This window comes from Arthrobacter koreensis (assembly GCF_035792275.1).
Taxonomy (GTDB): Bacteria; Actinomycetota; Actinomycetes; order Actinomycetales; family Micrococcaceae; genus Arthrobacter_B; species Arthrobacter_B koreensis_A.
The window spans coordinates 210,076-226,077 of the sequence record NZ_JAMWKK010000005.1 but is presented as its reverse complement, the minus strand read 5'-3'; the positions used below and the strand labels follow the sequence as shown (position 1 = coordinate 226,077).

Here is a 16,002-nt window from a genome sequence, read left to right as displayed (position 1 = left end):
CGGCTAGACCGCCGCGCCGTCGTCGCCTTCATCCCGGGACTGCGGGAGGCGGAACAGCAGGTAGCCGGCGCAGGTTACGAAAATGGCGACAATGCCCAGGACCACGGCCATCGGTGCTCCGCGCCAGAACATGGCGAACAGGAGCAGCAGCAGCGGTCCGCCCGCTGCGCCCAGCCAGGCCAGGATTACCAGCGGCTCCCCGCTGCCAAGCGGCGGCGGTTCCTCCGGCACGAACGACCCGTCCGACTCATCCTCTTCGGGACTGTAATCCCTGGGGCCGGGCTCCGGAGCCCGGTGCAGCGGCTGGTTCTCGAAAATGGCACGCGTGCGGTCCGCCGCTGAACGCGGTCCTGCGGCGGGCGGCACGCCGGGGCCCGGGGCAGGAGACTGGCTGGAGTCTCCCGGCCGGCGTTCGGGCGGCTGGTGCCGTGGATCAGTCTCCGGCGTTTCCTGCAGGCGGGCCACCAGGTCCAGCCAGGTGGCTTCGTCGGTGGACTCGTTGCGGTCCGGTTCGCGGTCACTCATGCTGTGGCACCTGCACTCACCCGTTGGATGAACTCATGGGAACGGTCAAAGATCAGCTGTGCATCATGGTCCATTGTCGCCACATGGTAGCTGTTCGTGAGCGGGACCACCTCCAGCTCGGTGCTGCCCACCAGGCGGCGCAGCAGGTCCATGCTTGATTCGGGGACTATCGGATCCACCGTGGAACGGAAGGCGATGACGGGAACATTGACCCGGGGAAGCAGTCCCGCAGTGTCCTTGAACAGCTTCAGCAGCTGGGCGACGGCCCCCACGGGGGTCCGGGCATACGCGCCCTCGTCCTGGCCGGGCAGGCGGATGCTGTTTCCAATCGCGGGAACCGAAGGCAGAACGTACTTCAGCAGGCCGGCGTAGCGGGCCCGCGGGTCGGCGACGGTGAGGCCGGGATTGACGACGGCGACGCCGGCAACCGGCTGCAGTGCGGCCAGGCGAAGTGCCAGGGCCCCTCCCATGGACAGGCCGGCGGCAACCACACGATCAGTCCGGCCGGCAAGTTCCGTGTAGGCATCCTCGTATCCCTGGTACCACCGCTGCCAGGGAGTGCGTGCAAGTTCCTGCCACGTAGTTCCGTGACCCGGCAGCAGCGGAAGGCTCACCGCGTACCCCTGCCCGGCCAGATGCCGGGCCCAGCCCAGCATGCTCACGGTGGAACCGGTGAACCCATGGCTGAGCAGCACACCGGTGGATGCATTCGGGCCCTCGCCGGCACTCGCAAACGGCGCCGGGCCCCCAGGGGAAGTCATGTCTCTATGGTTGCATTAGGCGGGCGATTTTCCACCCCGCAGGAAACAAAGTTCCCTGTGTCAGAACCGGCAGAAATGCTACGCTGCCGCCGCGGCGCTTACAGTAGTACTAAGGGAAGCCAATCGGGTTCCCCGTTATCTTGAAGTGTCTTGTCCGGACGGGAGAGCTGGCCGCGTGTTCTATTGGGTGATGAAGACGATTTTCATCGGACCGGTGGTGAATCTCCTGTTCAGGCCGTGGGTCAAGGGCATGGACAACGTTCCCGCCACAGGGCCGGCGATTCTCGTCAGCAACCATCTCTCCTTCTCGGATTCAATCTTCCTTCCCCTCGCCGTACCCCGTCCGGTCAGTTTCCTGGCCAAGTCCGAGTACTTCACGGGCAGCGGCATCAAGGGAAAGCTCACCGCGGCGTTCTTCCGCCTCACCAACCAGCTGCCTATCGACCGTTCCGGAGGTGCTGCCTCGGAGGCAGCGCTGCGCGCCGGCGTTAAGGTGCTGGAGGGAGGCAACCTCCTGGGCATCTACCCTGAAGGGACCCGCAGCCCTGACGGCCGGCTCTACCGCGGTAAGACCGGTGTGGCGAAGATGGCCCTGCAGACCGGAGTGCCCGTCATTCCCGTTGCCATGATCGGCACCGACAAGGTGCAGCCCATCGGCCGCCGCATCCCGAACATCCGCCGCATCGGCATCATTGTCGGCGAACCGCTGGACTTCTCCCGCTACGCCGGAATGGAAAACGACCGTTTCGTCCAGCGCTCGGTCACCGACGAGATCATGTACGAACTCATGCGCCTCTCCGGGCAGGAATACGTGGACGTGTACGCCAGCACCGTCAAGGACAAGATGGCGGCGGCGCGCAAGGCATCCAAGACGGCTGAATCCCGCAGCGCTGCCGTACGGCTGCCGCATGCGGAGACTCCGGAGACCGGGGTCGGCCCGGGGACCCGACGCAGGAAAGGCCACAAGGAACCCGGAGAAGTGACCATCATCGGCGCTCCCGGAACCGCCGCGGAGGCCGGGCCAGCGGAACGCGGCCCCGGACAAAGCGGCGGCGAGAAATCCGGCGAAGCCAAGGAGACCCAGCGCGGAGCCTGAAGCCGGAGCTGGTCTGCCGTCCTGCGTAACAGGACACATTGGATCGCTGCCGGGGGACACGGGGACGTAGGGTTAAGGGGTGACCCATAAACCTGCTGAACTCGATCCCAGTTTCCCGCCGTCCTCCGGAGCCGCCGTGTATCCCGGACTGGATGATTGGCGGTCGCTGCCGATTTCCCAGCAGCCCACCTGGCACGATGACCCCGGGTATGAGGCGGCGGTGGCCGAACTCTCCATGGTTCCCCCGCTGGTATTCGCCGGTGAAGTGGACATCCTGCGGGACCGCCTCGCCCAGGCTGCCCAGGGGAAGGCGTTCCTGCTGCAGGGAGGCGACTGCGCGGAGACCTTTGAGGCTGCGACGGCCGACAAGATCAGCGCCCGTGTCCGGACCATCCTGCAGATGTCGGTGGTGCTGACCTACGGTGCCTCCCTGCCTGTCATCAAGATGGGCCGCATGGCGGGGCAGTTCGCCAAGCCGCGCTCATCCAACGACGAGACCCGTAACGGCGTGACCCTTCCGGCTTATCGGGGGGACATGGTCAACGGCTTCGACTTCACCCCCGAATCCCGCCGTCATGACCCGGCCCGCATGGTCCGGGCCTACCACACGTCTGCCTCCACGCTGAACCTGATCCGTGCCTTCACGCAGGGCGGCTTCGCCGACCTGCGTCTCGTGCACCACTGGAACCGCGGATTCACTGCCAATCCGGCACACTCGCGGTACGAATCCCTCGCCCGTGACATCGACCGCGCTGTGCGTTTTATGGACGTCTGCGGAGCAGACTTCGAAGCGCTCAAGCGGGTGGAGTTCTTCGCCAGTCACGAGGCACTGCTGCTGGATTACGAGCGGGCACTGACCCGGATCGACTCCCGGACCGGCCAGCCCTACGACACCTCCGCCCACTTCCTGTGGATCGGGGAACGCACCCGTGACCTTGATTCCGCGCATGTGGACTTCCTGTCCCGGGTACGCAACCCCATTGGCGTGAAGCTGGGGCCCAACAGCACCGCCGAGGACGCGCTGGCACTGATCGACAAGCTGGATCCGGACCGCGAGCCGGGAAGGCTCACGTTCATCACCCGCATGGGTGCCAGGAACATCCGGGAGAAGCTGCCCACCCTCGTGGAGAAGGTCACCGCAACTGGTGCGCAGGTGCTGTGGGTGACTGACCCGATGCACGGCAACACCGTCACGTCTCCCAACGGGTACAAGACGCGCAATTTCGACGACGTCATGGATGAGGTGCGCGGGTTCTTCGAGGTCCACAACGAACTGGGAACTTTCCCGGGCGGCCTGCACGTGGAGATGACCGGGGACGATGTCTCCGAGTGCCTGGGCGGCGCAGACCCGGTGGACCAGGAAGCATTCGTCGAAGGCTACGAGTCGGTCTGCGATCCGCGCCTGAACCATATGCAGTCCCTGGAGATGGCGTTCCTGGTGGCCGGAGCCCTCGCGGAAAAGAGCTGATCCTCTCCTGCAGTGCGGGCGGCAGGTGCTGCCGCCCGCACTGCAGGTGCTGGGTTAGACCACGGTGAGGGTGATGACCGAACCTTCCGGTGCCGTCCCGTTGGCCGGATCCTGGGCCCGGACGGTCCCGAAGAACCCGCCGAGGATTTCGTTGACCTCCACGCGGAAACCAAGCCGCTCCAGTTCCTGCCGGGCAGTGTCTGCCTGCTTGCCCACATAGCTGGGAACCTGGACCATGCGGGGTCCGTCGGAAATGGTCAGGGTGACGGTTCCGCCCCGCTCAAGAAGCCCTGAAGCCGGGCTCTGGGCCGCCACGGAACCCTTGGGCACATCGGTGCTGTTGACCCGGTCAGGGGAGACGGAGGCTTTCAGCCCCGCTTCCTGAATTAGCCGGACGGCTTCCTGTTCCGTCTTTCCGCCCACGGCGGGCACCTCTACCGGGGCCGGTCCCTTGGAAACCGTGAGGTCCACCGGCGTGCCGCGGCGCAGATCGGCGTCGGCTTCCGGCACCTGCGCCAGCACCTGCCCCGCCGCAACATCCTCGCTGAACTCCTCCGTGACGGATCCGGTTGCGAGACCTGCTTCAGAGATCTTTTCCTCCGCATCCTCAAGGGAACGCTGGATCACGTTGGGAACGCTGAACAGTTCAGGTCCGCGGGAGACGAGCAGCGTCACGGGCTGGAACCGCCTGACCTGCTGCGCGGCCGCAGGGTCAGTGCCTACTACCAGACCTGCCGCGACCACCTCGTCATAGACCTCGTTCGTGGTGTACCGCAGCCCTTCTTCGCCCAGCCGGTTTCCAGCGGCTTCCACCGAGGTGTTCGCAACCTCCGGGACGGAGACCAGCGCGCCGGGGCCGGCGCCGAAGAACCAGCCGGCGAACGCTGCAGCTGCGACCAGGAGGGCCAGAAGCAGTGCCACCAGCACTCCCCGCCGGCGCGGACGGCCCGGGCGCAGGGAGACCTCCGGACGCTGTGCCGCCCGGCTGGCCTCCTTCTGGCTGGCCTTGAAGTCCCGTCGTGCCTGGCGCCGGCCTGCCCGGCCGGACAGTTCCGTGTACTCGCCGTCGTCGTCATAGCTGGCGTCGTCGTAACTGCCGTCGCCGCCGTGGCCGGGACCGGCGCCGGGGCGGCCCATGACCGTGGTGGCATTATCCGTGCGCTGGAGTACCTCGGTGGCGTTCGGCTGGGCTCGGCTGATCACTTCCGTGGCACCGGAGGGCGGCTGTGCAATGACTGTGGTCCGGTCGCCCTGGCCTGGCAGCCGGGCGGGCGGAGAACCCGGAGCGTGGAAGTCCAGCTGCTCATCGCTGAGGGAGGTGCGGATGTGGCGCAGTTCCCCAAGCAGGGCGCGGCCGTCAACGGGACGGTCCTCCGGATCCTGCGAGGTGCACCAGAGGACAAGTTCATCCAGGTCTTCTGCCTGTCCCGGGCAGGCAGCAGAGGGAGCCGGCACTGAGGAGTGGACGTGTGCGAAGGCAACCTGGATGGGGACCTCGCCGGTGAAGGGCTGCGATCCGGTGAGCATCTCGTAGAGCATGATTCCCGCTGAATAGATATCGCTCCGGGCGTCCGCTCCGGCCCCGGTAACCAGTTCAGGGGCGAGATAAGCGACGGTACCCACAAGCGTGCCCGTGTTGGTGCTGGTGGTCACGGCGCGTGCCAGGCCAAAGTCTGCGATCTTGATCGCACCGCTGCTGGCCAGCAGGACGTTTTCGGGTTTGACGTCGCGGTGCACCAGTCCGGCTTCGTGCGCAGCCGCCAGTCCGTCCACCACGGCATCCATCATGGCCAGTGCAAGCCTGGGGGAGAGCCTGTGCCGCTCGTTGAGCACGTCACGGAGGGTGCGGCCCGGAACATACTCCATCACCAGATAGGACAGGGACTCGGAGACGCCCTGGTCCAAAACGCCGACGACGTGCGGGTGGGACAGCCGGGCAGCGGACTTCGCTTCGCGTTCGAAACGGTCAAGGAAGCCGCGGTCAGCCGCAAGGTGCGGGTAGAGCACCTTCAGTGCAACATCGCGGTCCAGGCGGGTGTCGGTGGCCAGGTAGACGGTGGACATTCCGCCGCGGGCAATGCGGGAACGCACCAGGTAGCGGTTGTCTACCAGGGTTTCCAGAAGTGGGTCACTCACGGGCTCATGCACCCTTTGATCCTATAAGCGGAAAGGGCCGGGAGGCGGATCGACACCCGATCCGCCTCCCGGCTCCAGTTCCGTGCGGGGCTGCTAGAAGCCGGCCCGGTGGGCGAGGACCGAGGCCACGTAGGCCTTCGTGTCCGGGTACATGCCCTGGGTGGTCACCGAGTACTGGCCCTGGTAGTAGGACGCGATTGCGACCTCAAGGCTGGGGCTCGTGCGTACGAGTGCCCGGATAATTGCCACGCCTGCAGTGACGTTGTCCTGCGGGTCGAGCAGGTTGAGCTGGCGGCCCACAAGGTCCGAGGCCCATTCACCGGAAGAGGGAATGACCTGCATGGTGCCGATGGCGTTGGCAGGGGAGACGGCCCGCTGGTCGAAGCCGGACTCCTGCAGGGCGAAGGCCTGCGCCAGTGCGGGATCAACGCCCATGGAGGCAGCGGTGCTGGCGACCATCTGCTGCATCTGTGCCCGCGAAGGCACGTCAACCGAGTTCAGGGCCTGCTTGTTCAGGTTGGCGTTCGCAACAACATGCTGCGGGTATGTGTAATGCAGGAAGGTGCTGGGCACCAGGTCCGTCGGTGCCGCTGCGGGCGCAGCCGGGGCAGCCGGCGCCGAGGAGGCCGTGGTGACCGTCGAGCCGCCGGACAGGGAGATCTTCTGTCCCGGCCGGATGATGGAGGTCATGCTCAGGTTATTGGCATCCAGCACTGACTTCAGGCTTACGCCGTGGCGTGCGGCAATGGCGCCAAGCGTGTCGCCCGGAACAACCGTGTAAGTGCCGGCCGAAGGTGCGGCAGGGGCAGCCGGCGCGGCGGGAGCGGCCGGGGCAGGTGCGGGAGTGCTTGACGCCGTGGTTACGGAGGTCGGAGCGCCTGCCCCGATGGTGATCTTGTCGCCCGGGTAGATCACGGTGGTCATGCTGAGGTTGTTCGCCTGGAGGATGGAGGCGAGGCTGACGCCGTGCTTCGCTGCGATCGCGCTGAGGGTGTCGCCTGCGGCCACCGTGTAGGTGCCGGCCGCAGGCGCCTGGGCCGAGGGGGCCGGCGCTGCGGGGGCCGGGGACGAACCGGTCAGCTTGAGTTCCTTGCCGGCGTAGATGATCGAGCTCGGCGTCAGGTTGTTGATCCGCAGCACTTCGTTCATGTCCAGCCCGTACCGGGCGGCGATGGCGCTGACGGTGTCGCCGGGAACGATCCGGTGCGTCGCGGGCACTGCTGATTCCGCAGCCACGGTAGCCGGAACCTGTGCCGCAAGCTGGGCTGCAGGAATGACGGCGCCCGTGAGGTTCTTCTTCGCCTGTAGGGGAAGCTGCGGGAACAGCGCCTTGGCCGGAGACTGCGGCACCGCGGCCTGGGCCGGTTCCGCGAGAGCCAGTGAGGACATCATGACAGCCGGAATCGCTGCCGTGGTTACAGCAACGCTCAATTTGCGGGGCAAGGCTGCGGTACGCGGCCTGGCATTGGGCTGCACGGTCATAACGGGTTGTTTCCTCATCTGTTGGCGGTGCGGCTTCTACCGCAGTCCGCGGGACAAAAAACAAGTAGTGATACGGGTGTTACAGGTGTGATTACTGTGACTAATGCGAATTTACACGAGAATTGCCGGATTGCGATACCCGGGGAGAAACTTTTAGGTCTTTGCGGACGGGGCGAAAAGGCTCCCGACTGGCCCGTATTGCCGCAGGCATGGCAACCTTGGGAACGTGAATGAACTCGAGGAACTGGTTTCCGACTGGCTAACCCTGCCCGATGTGGCCGAACAACTAGACGTAACAATCAGCAAGGTGCACAGCCTGCTGGAAGAACGGGCGCTCCTTGCGGTGCGGCTCGGAGAGCGCAAAATCCGCAGCGTGCCCGCCGCCTTTATTAATGACGGAACGATTCTGGACAGCCTGAAGGGGACTATTTCGGTCCTCACGGATGCAGGCTTCTCCGATGAAGAGATGCTCCGCTGGCTCTTCACCGCCGACGAAACCCTTCCCGGCCGTCCCGTGGACGCCCTGAAGGAAGGCCGCAAGACGGAAATCCGCCGCCGGGCCCAGGCCCTGGCCTGGTAGAGAAGCTCCTAGGCAGTACGGGTCACTGCCGCGTGCGCCAGTGATTCAAGCGCCGAGCGGGTCTGCTCATCCACTGCCAGTGCGGCAAGGGTGCTGAAGGCCTGCTCGGTGTGCTCGGCAATAAGTGATTCAGTGGTGGCCAGTGCGCCGCTTTCCTCGATCGCAGTCCGCAGGGACGCCACAGCATCGTCGTTCAGGTCCGGCCGGCCCAGTTTGTCCGTGATTTCCTTCCGGACAGCCTCGGAACCCGTGCTGAGCGCATACGCGATGAGCACGGTCCGCTTTCCCTCCCTCAGGTCGTCGCCTGCGGGCTTCCCGGTGAGCTCGGGATCGCCAAAGACACCCAGCACGTCGTCGCGCAGCTGGAAGGCCTCGCCCAGCGGGAGCGAAAACTCCGAGTACGCGGCGAGCAGGTCATCGCCGGCACCGGCCAGCGCTCCGCCAATGGCAAGCGGATGCTCAATGCTGTATTTGGCGGATTTATAGCGCAGGATGTTCCGCGCCCGCACGACGGCGCGTTCGGGGTCGTGTCCCGGCCCCACTACCTCTTCGAGAATGTCCAGGTACTGCCCGGCCATGACCTCCGTCCGCATCCGGTTAAAGAGCGCCCGTGCGCGGGTGTTGTACGCGGCTCGTTCACCAACGGAGGCAAACGCCTCCTCGCTCAGGGCCAGGCAGAGGTCGCCGGCAAGGATTGCCGCAGAGGACCCGAAATGGGCTCCGTCCAGGAACCAGTCAGCCTCTGCGTGGCGGTTGCTGAAGTGCCGGTGGACGCTCGGCGCACCGCGGCGCGTGTCGGAGCGGTCAATGATGTCGTCGTGGATCAGGGCCGCGCTTTGGAACAGTTCCAGAGCCACGCCTGCCCGGACTGCAGGGGCGCCAAGCACATCGCCTCCGGCACCGCGCCAGCCCCAGTAGTTCAGCAGCGCCCGCAGCCGCTTGCCGCCCCTGGCCAGCGACTGCACGGCGCCGAGCAGCGGGACGGATTCAGCTGAAACATCTTCCAGGATCCCGCGCTGGATCTCCAGGAACTGCTCCAGGTCCACGGAGAGGGACTGCCGGTAGGCGGCCTGCTCCTCAGGCACGGATCCGAATGCCCTTCCGGGTTCCCTGTTGGCTTCTGATGCGGCGGGTGCCTGGCTCACTGCTTGTCCTATCCTGCAGTCTCTGCGGTGCCGGGAAGCACGTTGGCCCCCACGGTGTAAATGGAGCTGCCGTCACGCGTAATGACTGAAACGTTCACGGTTTCGGTCTCCGCCCCAGTGGTCCGGGCGAAGTCCTTGGCCGGCGTTGAATCGACGGCATCCCCTTCGAGGGCCGTAAAGCCGAGCCCTTCGAAGTGGGTGGTGTAAAAGGCGAGGATCTCCTCCGGCGCAGCGGGGGAGGACGCGGTCAGTGACGCCGTCAGCAGTCCGCCGTCAGCTTCGAAGCTGGACGCGGTGGGCTCGGACCCCGCGAAGACGGGAATAAGGGCTTCGGGGAACCCGTCGGCGATGGCCGAGGACGGCGACGGTGCCGGCGTGGGGCTTTCCTGCGTGGGCGAGGACGAAGCGGACGCTGCTGTGCCGGACGGCGAAGGCGACTCGGCGGGGGAGCTGTTTTCGGAACTGCAGCCGGCGGCAGCGGCCAGTACGGCTGCGCTGAAGGCAATGGCGACGATTTTCTTCATGTGGATCCGCATCGACGAAGGGTCAGGGCCTGAATCCAGTCTAGGGGAGCCTCAGGGTGTCCGATGGCTGCTTAGTATGAGGACGTGGGAACTGAAACGCAGGCACCGGCGGAAAACCGGGACTGCACCATCATGCACGTGGACATGGACGCCTTCTTCGTCGCCGTTGAACTGCTCCGCCGGCCGGAACTTGCCGGCACACCTGTGATCGTCGGCGGGCTCGGCGGCAGGTCGGTTGTCCTCTCCGCCTCCTACGAGGCGCGGAGGTTCGGGGTCCGGTCAGCCATGCCCATGGTGACCGCACGCAGGCTTTGTCCCCAGGCGCGGATCCTGGAACCACACCAGGACGTCTACCGGCAGGTGTCCGCACGGCTCATGGCGATATTCGAGTCGATTACGCCGCTGGTCGAACCCCTGAGCGTGGATGAGGCATTCCTGGACATCGCCGGGTCCATGCGCCGGCTGGGTCCTCCGCGGAAGATCGGCGAACTGGTGCGCAGCCGGGTGTCGCGGGAGCTTGGGATTACGGCGAGCGTCGGGATAGCCTCCACCAAGTTCGTCGCAAAGATTGCCTCTACGCGGTCCAAGCCTGACGGGCTGCTCCTAGTGCCGAAGGACCAGACCGTACCTTTCCTGCACGCGCTGGATGTGTCCGCGCTCTGGGGCGTGGGGGCCAAGACCCGGGAAGCACTGGCCCGGGTCGGCATCAACACTGTTGCCGACGTGGCACATACGCCCCCGGCCGTACTGCAGCGCCTTCTCGGATCGACCGGCAGGCACGTCTACGACCTGTCGTGGGGGCGTGATCAGCGTGCCGTAACTCCGGTGCGAGTGGAGAAAAGCATTGGGGCGGAGGAGACCTTTGCCCGTGACGTGGATGAGGACGACGTACTGGAGACCGAACTCCTGCGGCTGGCACACCGGACTGCTGCCCGGATGCGGGCCGCCGGACTGCAGAGCCGTTCGGTGTCGCTGAAGCTCCGGTATGCCGATTTTTCAACGCTTACGCGGTCGCGCACCCTCACAGAGCCGGTCGACAGCGCGCAGCTCCTCTACGAAGCGGTGCGGGGCCTGCTGGCCGGGCTGGGCAGGCGCCCCATGAGCGTGCGTCTGATCGGACTGCGCGCGGAGAACCTCGAGACTGCGGACGGCGCCGCCCAGCAGCTGACCCTGGACGGCAGGGATGACAACTGGCGCTCGGCGGAGGACGCGCTGGACCGCATCAACCGGAGGTTCGGGGAGTCCGGCATCATGCCGGCGCGCCTGCTGGGGCGGGAGAGGAACCGGCCGCAGGGGGAACCAGGCTGAGGTTTAGCTGAGAGGTTTGGCCCCGCCTGAAAGCGGCTTTCCCCGGACCCGTTTGCAATCTATCCTTGAGGGTAAGTGCAGATCAGCGTCGACACTTCAGCGGGAACAACCACCACGCCGGGTTCGTTGCTTGGTTTACAGGGCACATTTGGACCGCAAGGAGACAGTAATGGCACTCTCAGAACACGAGCAGCGCTTGCTTGATCAGCTGGAGCAGCAATTACACGCCGAGGACCCGAAATTCGCCAATTCCATGGCATCATCGGCGGGCCGGGGCATGTCCACCCGGCGAATCGTGCTGGGCGCTCTCGTGGCAGTCGCCGGAATAGCAGTCCTGATACTGGGGATAACCCTGGACAGTCCACTGAACATCCTGGTCGGCATTCTGGGCTTCATGGTTATGGGCGCCGGAATGTACTACGCAACTACCAAGGGCAAGCAGAGCGAGCCCCGGGTTCCTGCAGGCCGCAAGGAACGCGCGGCGGCCCCGCGCGGATTTATGTCCAATCTCGAAAACAAGTGGGACGAGCGCAAGCGGGACCAGCCCTAGCGCCGCCCAGCTCCACTTTCCTCCCCGGCCCTGCCGCAGGAGGCCAGGAAGACCCGCCAAGGCGGGTCTTCTTTCGTTTAACCGCTCCGAGGCGCCTTGAGGTGCACTTTTTCCTCCACCGCGCACCACTGGCCGCTTTGCCGCGCCCTCACTGGGAAGAAGGGGCGCGACGCGCCGAAAAACGTTATCGAATTGCGTTGACTGTGGAGGGAAGTGGAGTAAAGTGGGGGGCGTAAGAGGGTAGGGCGGTATAGGAGGGGTGGAACTCCCGAATCTGACAGGTGGTGAGCGATGTTCCTCGGAACTCACTCGCCGCGCCTTGATGAGAAGGGCAGGCTCATTCTTCCGGCCAAATTCCGTGACGAACTGGCTGACGGGCTGGTGCTGACACGGGGCCAGGAACGCTGCATCTACGTCTTCAGCCAGAAGGAATTCGAAAAGGTCCACGAGCAGATGAGGCAGGCACCCCTGTCTTCACGCCAGGCACGTGACTACATTCGGGTGTTTCTGTCCGGAGCCTCTGACGAAGTCCCCGATAAGCAGGGCCGCGTCACCATTCCGCCGGCACTGCGCTCGTATGCCGGGCTCGGACGTGAACTCGCCGTTATCGGCGCAGGCACCCGGGCCGAGATCTGGGACGCCACGGCATGGCAGGAATATCTGGAAGAACAGGAGAACGCGTTTTCGGAAACAGACGAAGACACGATGCCCGGCATCTTCTAGCCGTTGCAAAGCAGGCAGTACAGCAGCACCCAGGGAAATTCGAAGCCGGCAACGGCGGGATCTTGAACGAGATCTCCAGCCGCCCCGCGGAATTCACCTGGCTCACCTTCCCCGGAGCCAGGCGTACCGTGAGGCGCGGATGGGGATCTGGTCCAAGAACCCGCTGCACCGGACAGGCAGCGGAGGGAGAGACCAATGAACGAAGACCGTCCAACTGAGGACCGGCACGTACCCGTACTGCGGGACCGCTGCATCAACCTGCTCGCCCCCGCCATCGAGGCAGCCGAAGCAGCCGGGCGCACCGCCGTCGTCGTCGATGCCACCCTCGGAATGGGCGGACACACCGAGGCCATGCTTGAGCGCTTCCCGAAGCTGCACGTGATCGGCATCGACCGGGACACCCAGGCGCTTGCGCTGGCAGGGGAGCGGCTCGCCGCCTTCGAGAACCGCACCGACCTGGTGCACGCCGTCTACGACGAAATTGCCGACGTGGTCCAGGACCTCGGCTTCGATTCAATCGACGGTGCGCTTTTCGACCTCGGCGTGTCCTCTATGCAGCTCGACGAGCGGGACCGCGGCTTTGCCTACTCGTATGACGCACCGCTGGACATGCGCATGGACACGAGCCGCGGCCGCACCGCCGCGGAGATCGTCAACACCTACGACGAGGCTGAGCTGGTTTCGATCATCCGGCGCTGGGGCGAAGAGAAGTTCGCGGGGCGGATCGCGTCCTCCATCGTCTCGACCCGCGCCCGCAAGCCGTTCTCCACCACCGGTGAGCTGGTTGAGGCCATCCGGGCCGTGGTCCCCGCGGCAGCGGCACGCACCGGAGGCCACCCGGCCAAGCGCACCTTCCAGGCCCTTCGCATCGAGGTCAATGAGGAACTCGATGTGCTTGAACGTGCCATTCCGTCCGCCCTGTCCGTTCTCGGAGTCGGCGGCCGCATCGTGGTGATGTCCTACCACAGCCTTGAGGACCGGATCGTGAAGGATATCTTCGCTGCCGGTTCACGGTCCTCTGCGCCCAAGGGCTTCCCGGTGGAGCTCGAAGAACACAAGGCACAACTCAAGCGCCTGACCAAGGGAACGGAAGTTCCCACGGAACAGGAAATCGCAGAAAACCCGCGCGCGGCCTCGGCCAAGCTGCGGGCAGTCGAACGGATTCGCGCAACCATGGATGGGGCACGCTGATGACTGAACGATCAGGCCGGCGCCGGCCGCAGGTTCCCGCCCGGGCCGCCCAGCCCGTCCAGGGCAACCTCGCGCATGCGCTGCCGCACGAAGCCCCGGAGCAGCCCGCACCGCGGCGCCGGACTCCGCTCTCGCTGGTGCCGGCCGCCGCACGCCGGCGCCGCGTGCCCGTGGCCGCGCTGTGCTTTGCCGTTCTTGCCGCCGGCCTCGTCGCCGTCCTGGGGCTGAACATTTCGGTTTCAAGCGGTCAGTACCAGCTGGTACAGCTGCAGAACCAACGCACGGAACTCATCCAGAAGAACGAGGCGCTGACCCAGCAGGTTGAGCACAACCAGGCTCCCCAGGTCCTTGCCGGGGCCGCGGCGGACCTGGGAATGGTCGTCTCTCCCACATTCGGTACGATCGACCTGCAGACCCTGGCGGTCACCGGGGAACCGGAGCCCGCCAAGGAAGGCGCAGGCCCCGGAACCCTGATTGAACTGCCCCAGGTCCTGACCCAGCCGGTGACCCCGGCGCAGCCTGCAGCCCCGGAACCGGCTGAAAATGCCCGGGCCGCGGAGCAGAAGGATGCAGCGCAGCAGGACAGCGCTGTTGCCGGCGCAGAGGCAGAGCCGGCACCGGCTCCCGCTCCGGCGGAACCCGATTTGAACGGCGGCACGATTCCGGCTCCGAGCCAGAGAAGCGGCCAGTAAACCAACCAGCACCGGCGAGGACACGTTGTGGCAAAAGCAGGACAGGCTCCGGTACAGGAGAACCACAGGGTAACCCTCGTCACCGGCAGGCTGCGGGCGGGCCTGCTGATCGTCCTGGTGCTGCTTACACTCCTGGGCGTGCGGCTCTTCCAGGTACAGGCCGTTGACCCCGAGGGCATGGCCGACGCGGCCGTGGCGAACCGGCTGGTGACCGTGAAGGTTCCGGCACTGCGCGGTGGAATCCTGGACAACGAGGGCAACTACCTGGCCCGCAGCGTGGAACGCTTCGACATTGTGGTGGACCAGCGGCTTTCCGCTGCCTACGACGACGAGGAATACCAGCGGCGCAACGCCGAGGGCGACCTTGAGACGGTGACGTTCGACGCCGCGCTGCAGGAACTCTCCGCCATCCTGGGCCAGGATACGCAGACGCTTCGCCGCTCGGTCCTGGGGGACAAGGGCTTCAACTTCGTCGCAAAGACAGTCACCCCGGAAATCCGGGACAAGGTCCTGGCCGTGAAATTCCCCGGCGTGTATGCGGACCGCACAACGCTGCGCACCTACCCGTCCGGACCCGTAGCCGGATCGATCGTTGGATTCCTGGGCACAGAAGGGGCCCAGGAGGGCCTGGAACTGACCCAGGATTCAATCCTTGCCGGTGAGGCCGGCAGCAAGACCTACGAGATCGGCGGGGATGGCATCCGCATCCCCTATGCCACCAATGAGGATGTGCCTGTCCAGGACGGGGACTCGATCCGGCTCACCATCGACCAGGACCTGCAGTGGTTCGCCCAGCAGACCATCGCGGACCAGGTGCGCGAATACAACGCCGAATGGGGAAACGTCGTCGTTGTGGAGGTGGAGACAGGCAACGTCCTGGCCATGGCCGAGTCAACGACCGTGGACCCGAACAACCCGGGTGCCACGGACGCCGAGTCGCGCAAGGCACGCTCAGTCACGGACTCCTTCGAGCCCGGTTCCACGACGAAGGTCATCACCATGGCCGCGGCGATCGAAGAGGGGATCATCAGTCCCACGTCCCAGTTCCAGATCGACAACACCTATTCCATCGACGGACAGACGTTCAAGGATGCCTTTGACCACGGCACGGTCCGCATGACTGCATCCGGCGTGCTGGCCAAGTCAATGAACACGGGCACAGTGATGGTGGGCCAGCAGCTGACGCCCCAGCAGCGCTACGACTGGCTGCGGAAATTCGGCATTGGCACCGAGCTGGGAACCGGCCTCAACGGCGAGACCTCCGGGCTGCTGGCTCCGCCGGAGAACTGGGACACCCGCCAGCAGTACACCGTGCTTTTCGGCCAGGGCCTCACCCAGACCGCCCTGCACACCGCCATGGTGTACCAGACCATCGCCAACGACGGCGTGCGCCTGCCCCCGCGGCTGGTAGATGCCCGCATAGATGCCGAGGGCAACGAGCACCCGGCAGAGTCCAAGCCCGGAACCCGTGTGGTCTCCGAGAAGACAGCACTGGAAGTGCAGCACATGCTGGAGACCACCACGGTCGAAGGCTCCGGTGCCTCGGGAGCGCTGGAGAAGTACCGCGTCGGCTCGAAGACCGGCACCGCGGAGGCGCCAAGCCCCAGCGGCGGATACGACGGGTACACCGTCTCCTATGCTGGTATTGCACCCATGGACGATCCCAAGTACGTAGCTGTGGTGACCCTGCAGCGGCCCAAGGGAGACCTCTACTACATAGAACCCGGAAAGACCTTCCAGAAGGTTATGGAACAGGTCCTGACCACCAACAACGTAGCCCCCTCCGAAGGGGAGCCGGTTACGTACCCCATCGAGTACTAA

15 protein-coding genes are annotated in these 16,002 nt (G+C 65.5%); 9 read left to right on the top strand and 6 right to left on the bottom strand.

The window, feature by feature from the left end; translation table 11 throughout:
• Nucleotides 1-3: 3 nt before the first annotated feature.
• Nucleotides 4-525 (bottom strand): hypothetical protein, encoded by a 522-nt coding sequence (locus NGB94_RS07380; RefSeq protein ID WP_325789964.1) that lies wholly within the window; start codon nucleotides 523-525, stop codon nucleotides 4-6.
• On the bottom strand, nucleotides 522-1,286 hold the full coding sequence (locus tag NGB94_RS07375; RefSeq protein ID WP_325789963.1) for an alpha/beta hydrolase: 765 nt from the start codon (nucleotides 1,284-1,286) through the stop codon (nucleotides 522-524). The genes NGB94_RS07380 and NGB94_RS07375 overlap by 4 nt, the downstream gene beginning before the upstream one ends.
• Before the next feature lie 175 nt (nucleotides 1,287-1,461).
• Here NGB94_RS07375 and NGB94_RS07370 point away from each other — a divergent pair, with 175 nt between their 5' ends.
• Together NGB94_RS07370 and NGB94_RS07365 are read left to right on the top strand one after the other, a co-directional pair.
• Nucleotides 1,462-2,382, top strand: a complete 921-nt coding sequence (locus NGB94_RS07370; protein WP_325789962.1) for a lysophospholipid acyltransferase family protein — start codon at nucleotides 1,462-1,464, stop codon at nucleotides 2,380-2,382.
• A 79-nt stretch (nucleotides 2,383-2,461) separates the two neighbouring features.
• A complete protein-coding gene (locus tag NGB94_RS07365; RefSeq protein WP_325789961.1) occupies nucleotides 2,462-3,850 on the top strand; it encodes a class II 3-deoxy-7-phosphoheptulonate synthase in 1,389 nt (462 codons plus the stop codon).
• Between the two features lie 54 nt (nucleotides 3,851-3,904).
• Here NGB94_RS07365 and pknB read toward each other — a convergent pair whose 3' ends face one another.
• Nucleotides 3,905-5,986: a Stk1 family PASTA domain-containing Ser/Thr kinase gene (gene pknB, locus NGB94_RS07360; RefSeq protein ID WP_325789960.1), complete on the bottom strand. Its 2,082-nt coding sequence runs from the start codon at nucleotides 5,984-5,986 to the stop codon at nucleotides 3,905-3,907.
• A gap of 93 nt (nucleotides 5,987-6,079) precedes the next feature.
• Nucleotides 6,080-7,417 carry a LysM peptidoglycan-binding domain-containing protein gene (locus tag NGB94_RS07355; RefSeq protein ID WP_418910618.1) on the bottom strand — a complete coding sequence of 446 codons (1,338 nt, stop codon included), beginning with the start codon at nucleotides 7,415-7,417 and terminating at the stop codon, nucleotides 6,080-6,082.
• Nucleotides 7,418-7,694: 277 nt separating this feature from the next.
• Here NGB94_RS07355 and NGB94_RS07350 point away from each other — a divergent pair, with 277 nt between their 5' ends.
• Entirely contained in the window at nucleotides 7,695-8,048 is a 354-nt protein-coding gene (locus NGB94_RS07350; protein ID WP_325789958.1) for an Rv2175c family DNA-binding protein, read from the top strand.
• An 8-nt stretch (nucleotides 8,049-8,056) separates the two neighbouring features.
• Here the strand turns inward: NGB94_RS07350 and NGB94_RS07345 are convergent, their stop codons facing one another.
• Together NGB94_RS07345 and NGB94_RS07340 are read right to left on the bottom strand one after the other, a co-directional pair.
• Nucleotides 8,057-9,133 carry a polyprenyl synthetase family protein gene (locus tag NGB94_RS07345; protein ID WP_325790026.1) on the bottom strand — a complete coding sequence of 359 codons (1,077 nt, stop codon included), beginning with the start codon at nucleotides 9,131-9,133 and terminating at the stop codon, nucleotides 8,057-8,059.
• 68 nt (nucleotides 9,134-9,201) lie between these two features.
• On the bottom strand, nucleotides 9,202-9,717 hold the full coding sequence (locus NGB94_RS07340; protein ID WP_325789957.1) for a hypothetical protein: 516 nt from the start codon (nucleotides 9,715-9,717) through the stop codon (nucleotides 9,202-9,204).
• Between the two features lie 84 nt (nucleotides 9,718-9,801).
• Here NGB94_RS07340 and dinB point away from each other — a divergent pair, with 84 nt between their 5' ends.
• The 6 genes from dinB to NGB94_RS07310 all read left to right on the top strand — a co-directional run bounded on the left by dinB (nucleotide 9,802) and on the right by NGB94_RS07310 (nucleotide 16,002).
• Entirely contained in the window at nucleotides 9,802-11,025 is a 1,224-nt protein-coding gene (gene dinB, locus NGB94_RS07335; RefSeq protein ID WP_325789956.1) for a DNA polymerase IV, read from the top strand.
• Nucleotides 11,026-11,194: 169 nt separating this feature from the next.
• Nucleotides 11,195-11,575 (top strand): DUF3040 domain-containing protein, encoded by a 381-nt coding sequence (locus NGB94_RS07330; protein ID WP_325789955.1) that lies wholly within the window; start codon nucleotides 11,195-11,197, stop codon nucleotides 11,573-11,575.
• A gap of 291 nt (nucleotides 11,576-11,866) precedes the next feature.
• On the top strand, nucleotides 11,867-12,298 hold the full coding sequence (gene mraZ / locus NGB94_RS07325) for a division/cell wall cluster transcriptional repressor MraZ (RefSeq protein WP_325789954.1): 432 nt from the start codon (nucleotides 11,867-11,869) through the stop codon (nucleotides 12,296-12,298).
• Between the two features lie 195 nt (nucleotides 12,299-12,493).
• Complete coding sequence (gene rsmH, locus NGB94_RS07320; protein WP_325789953.1) at nucleotides 12,494-13,489, top strand: 16S rRNA (cytosine(1402)-N(4))-methyltransferase RsmH; 996 nt, start codon at nucleotides 12,494-12,496, stop codon at nucleotides 13,487-13,489.
• Nucleotides 13,489-14,181: a hypothetical protein gene (locus tag NGB94_RS07315; protein WP_325789952.1), complete on the top strand. Its 693-nt coding sequence runs from the start codon at nucleotides 13,489-13,491 to the stop codon at nucleotides 14,179-14,181. The genes rsmH and NGB94_RS07315 overlap by 1 nt, the downstream gene beginning before the upstream one ends.
• Nucleotides 14,182-14,208: 27 nt before the next feature.
• Nucleotides 14,209-16,002 (top strand): penicillin-binding protein 2, encoded by a 1,794-nt coding sequence (locus NGB94_RS07310; RefSeq protein ID WP_325789951.1) that lies wholly within the window; start codon nucleotides 14,209-14,211, stop codon nucleotides 16,000-16,002.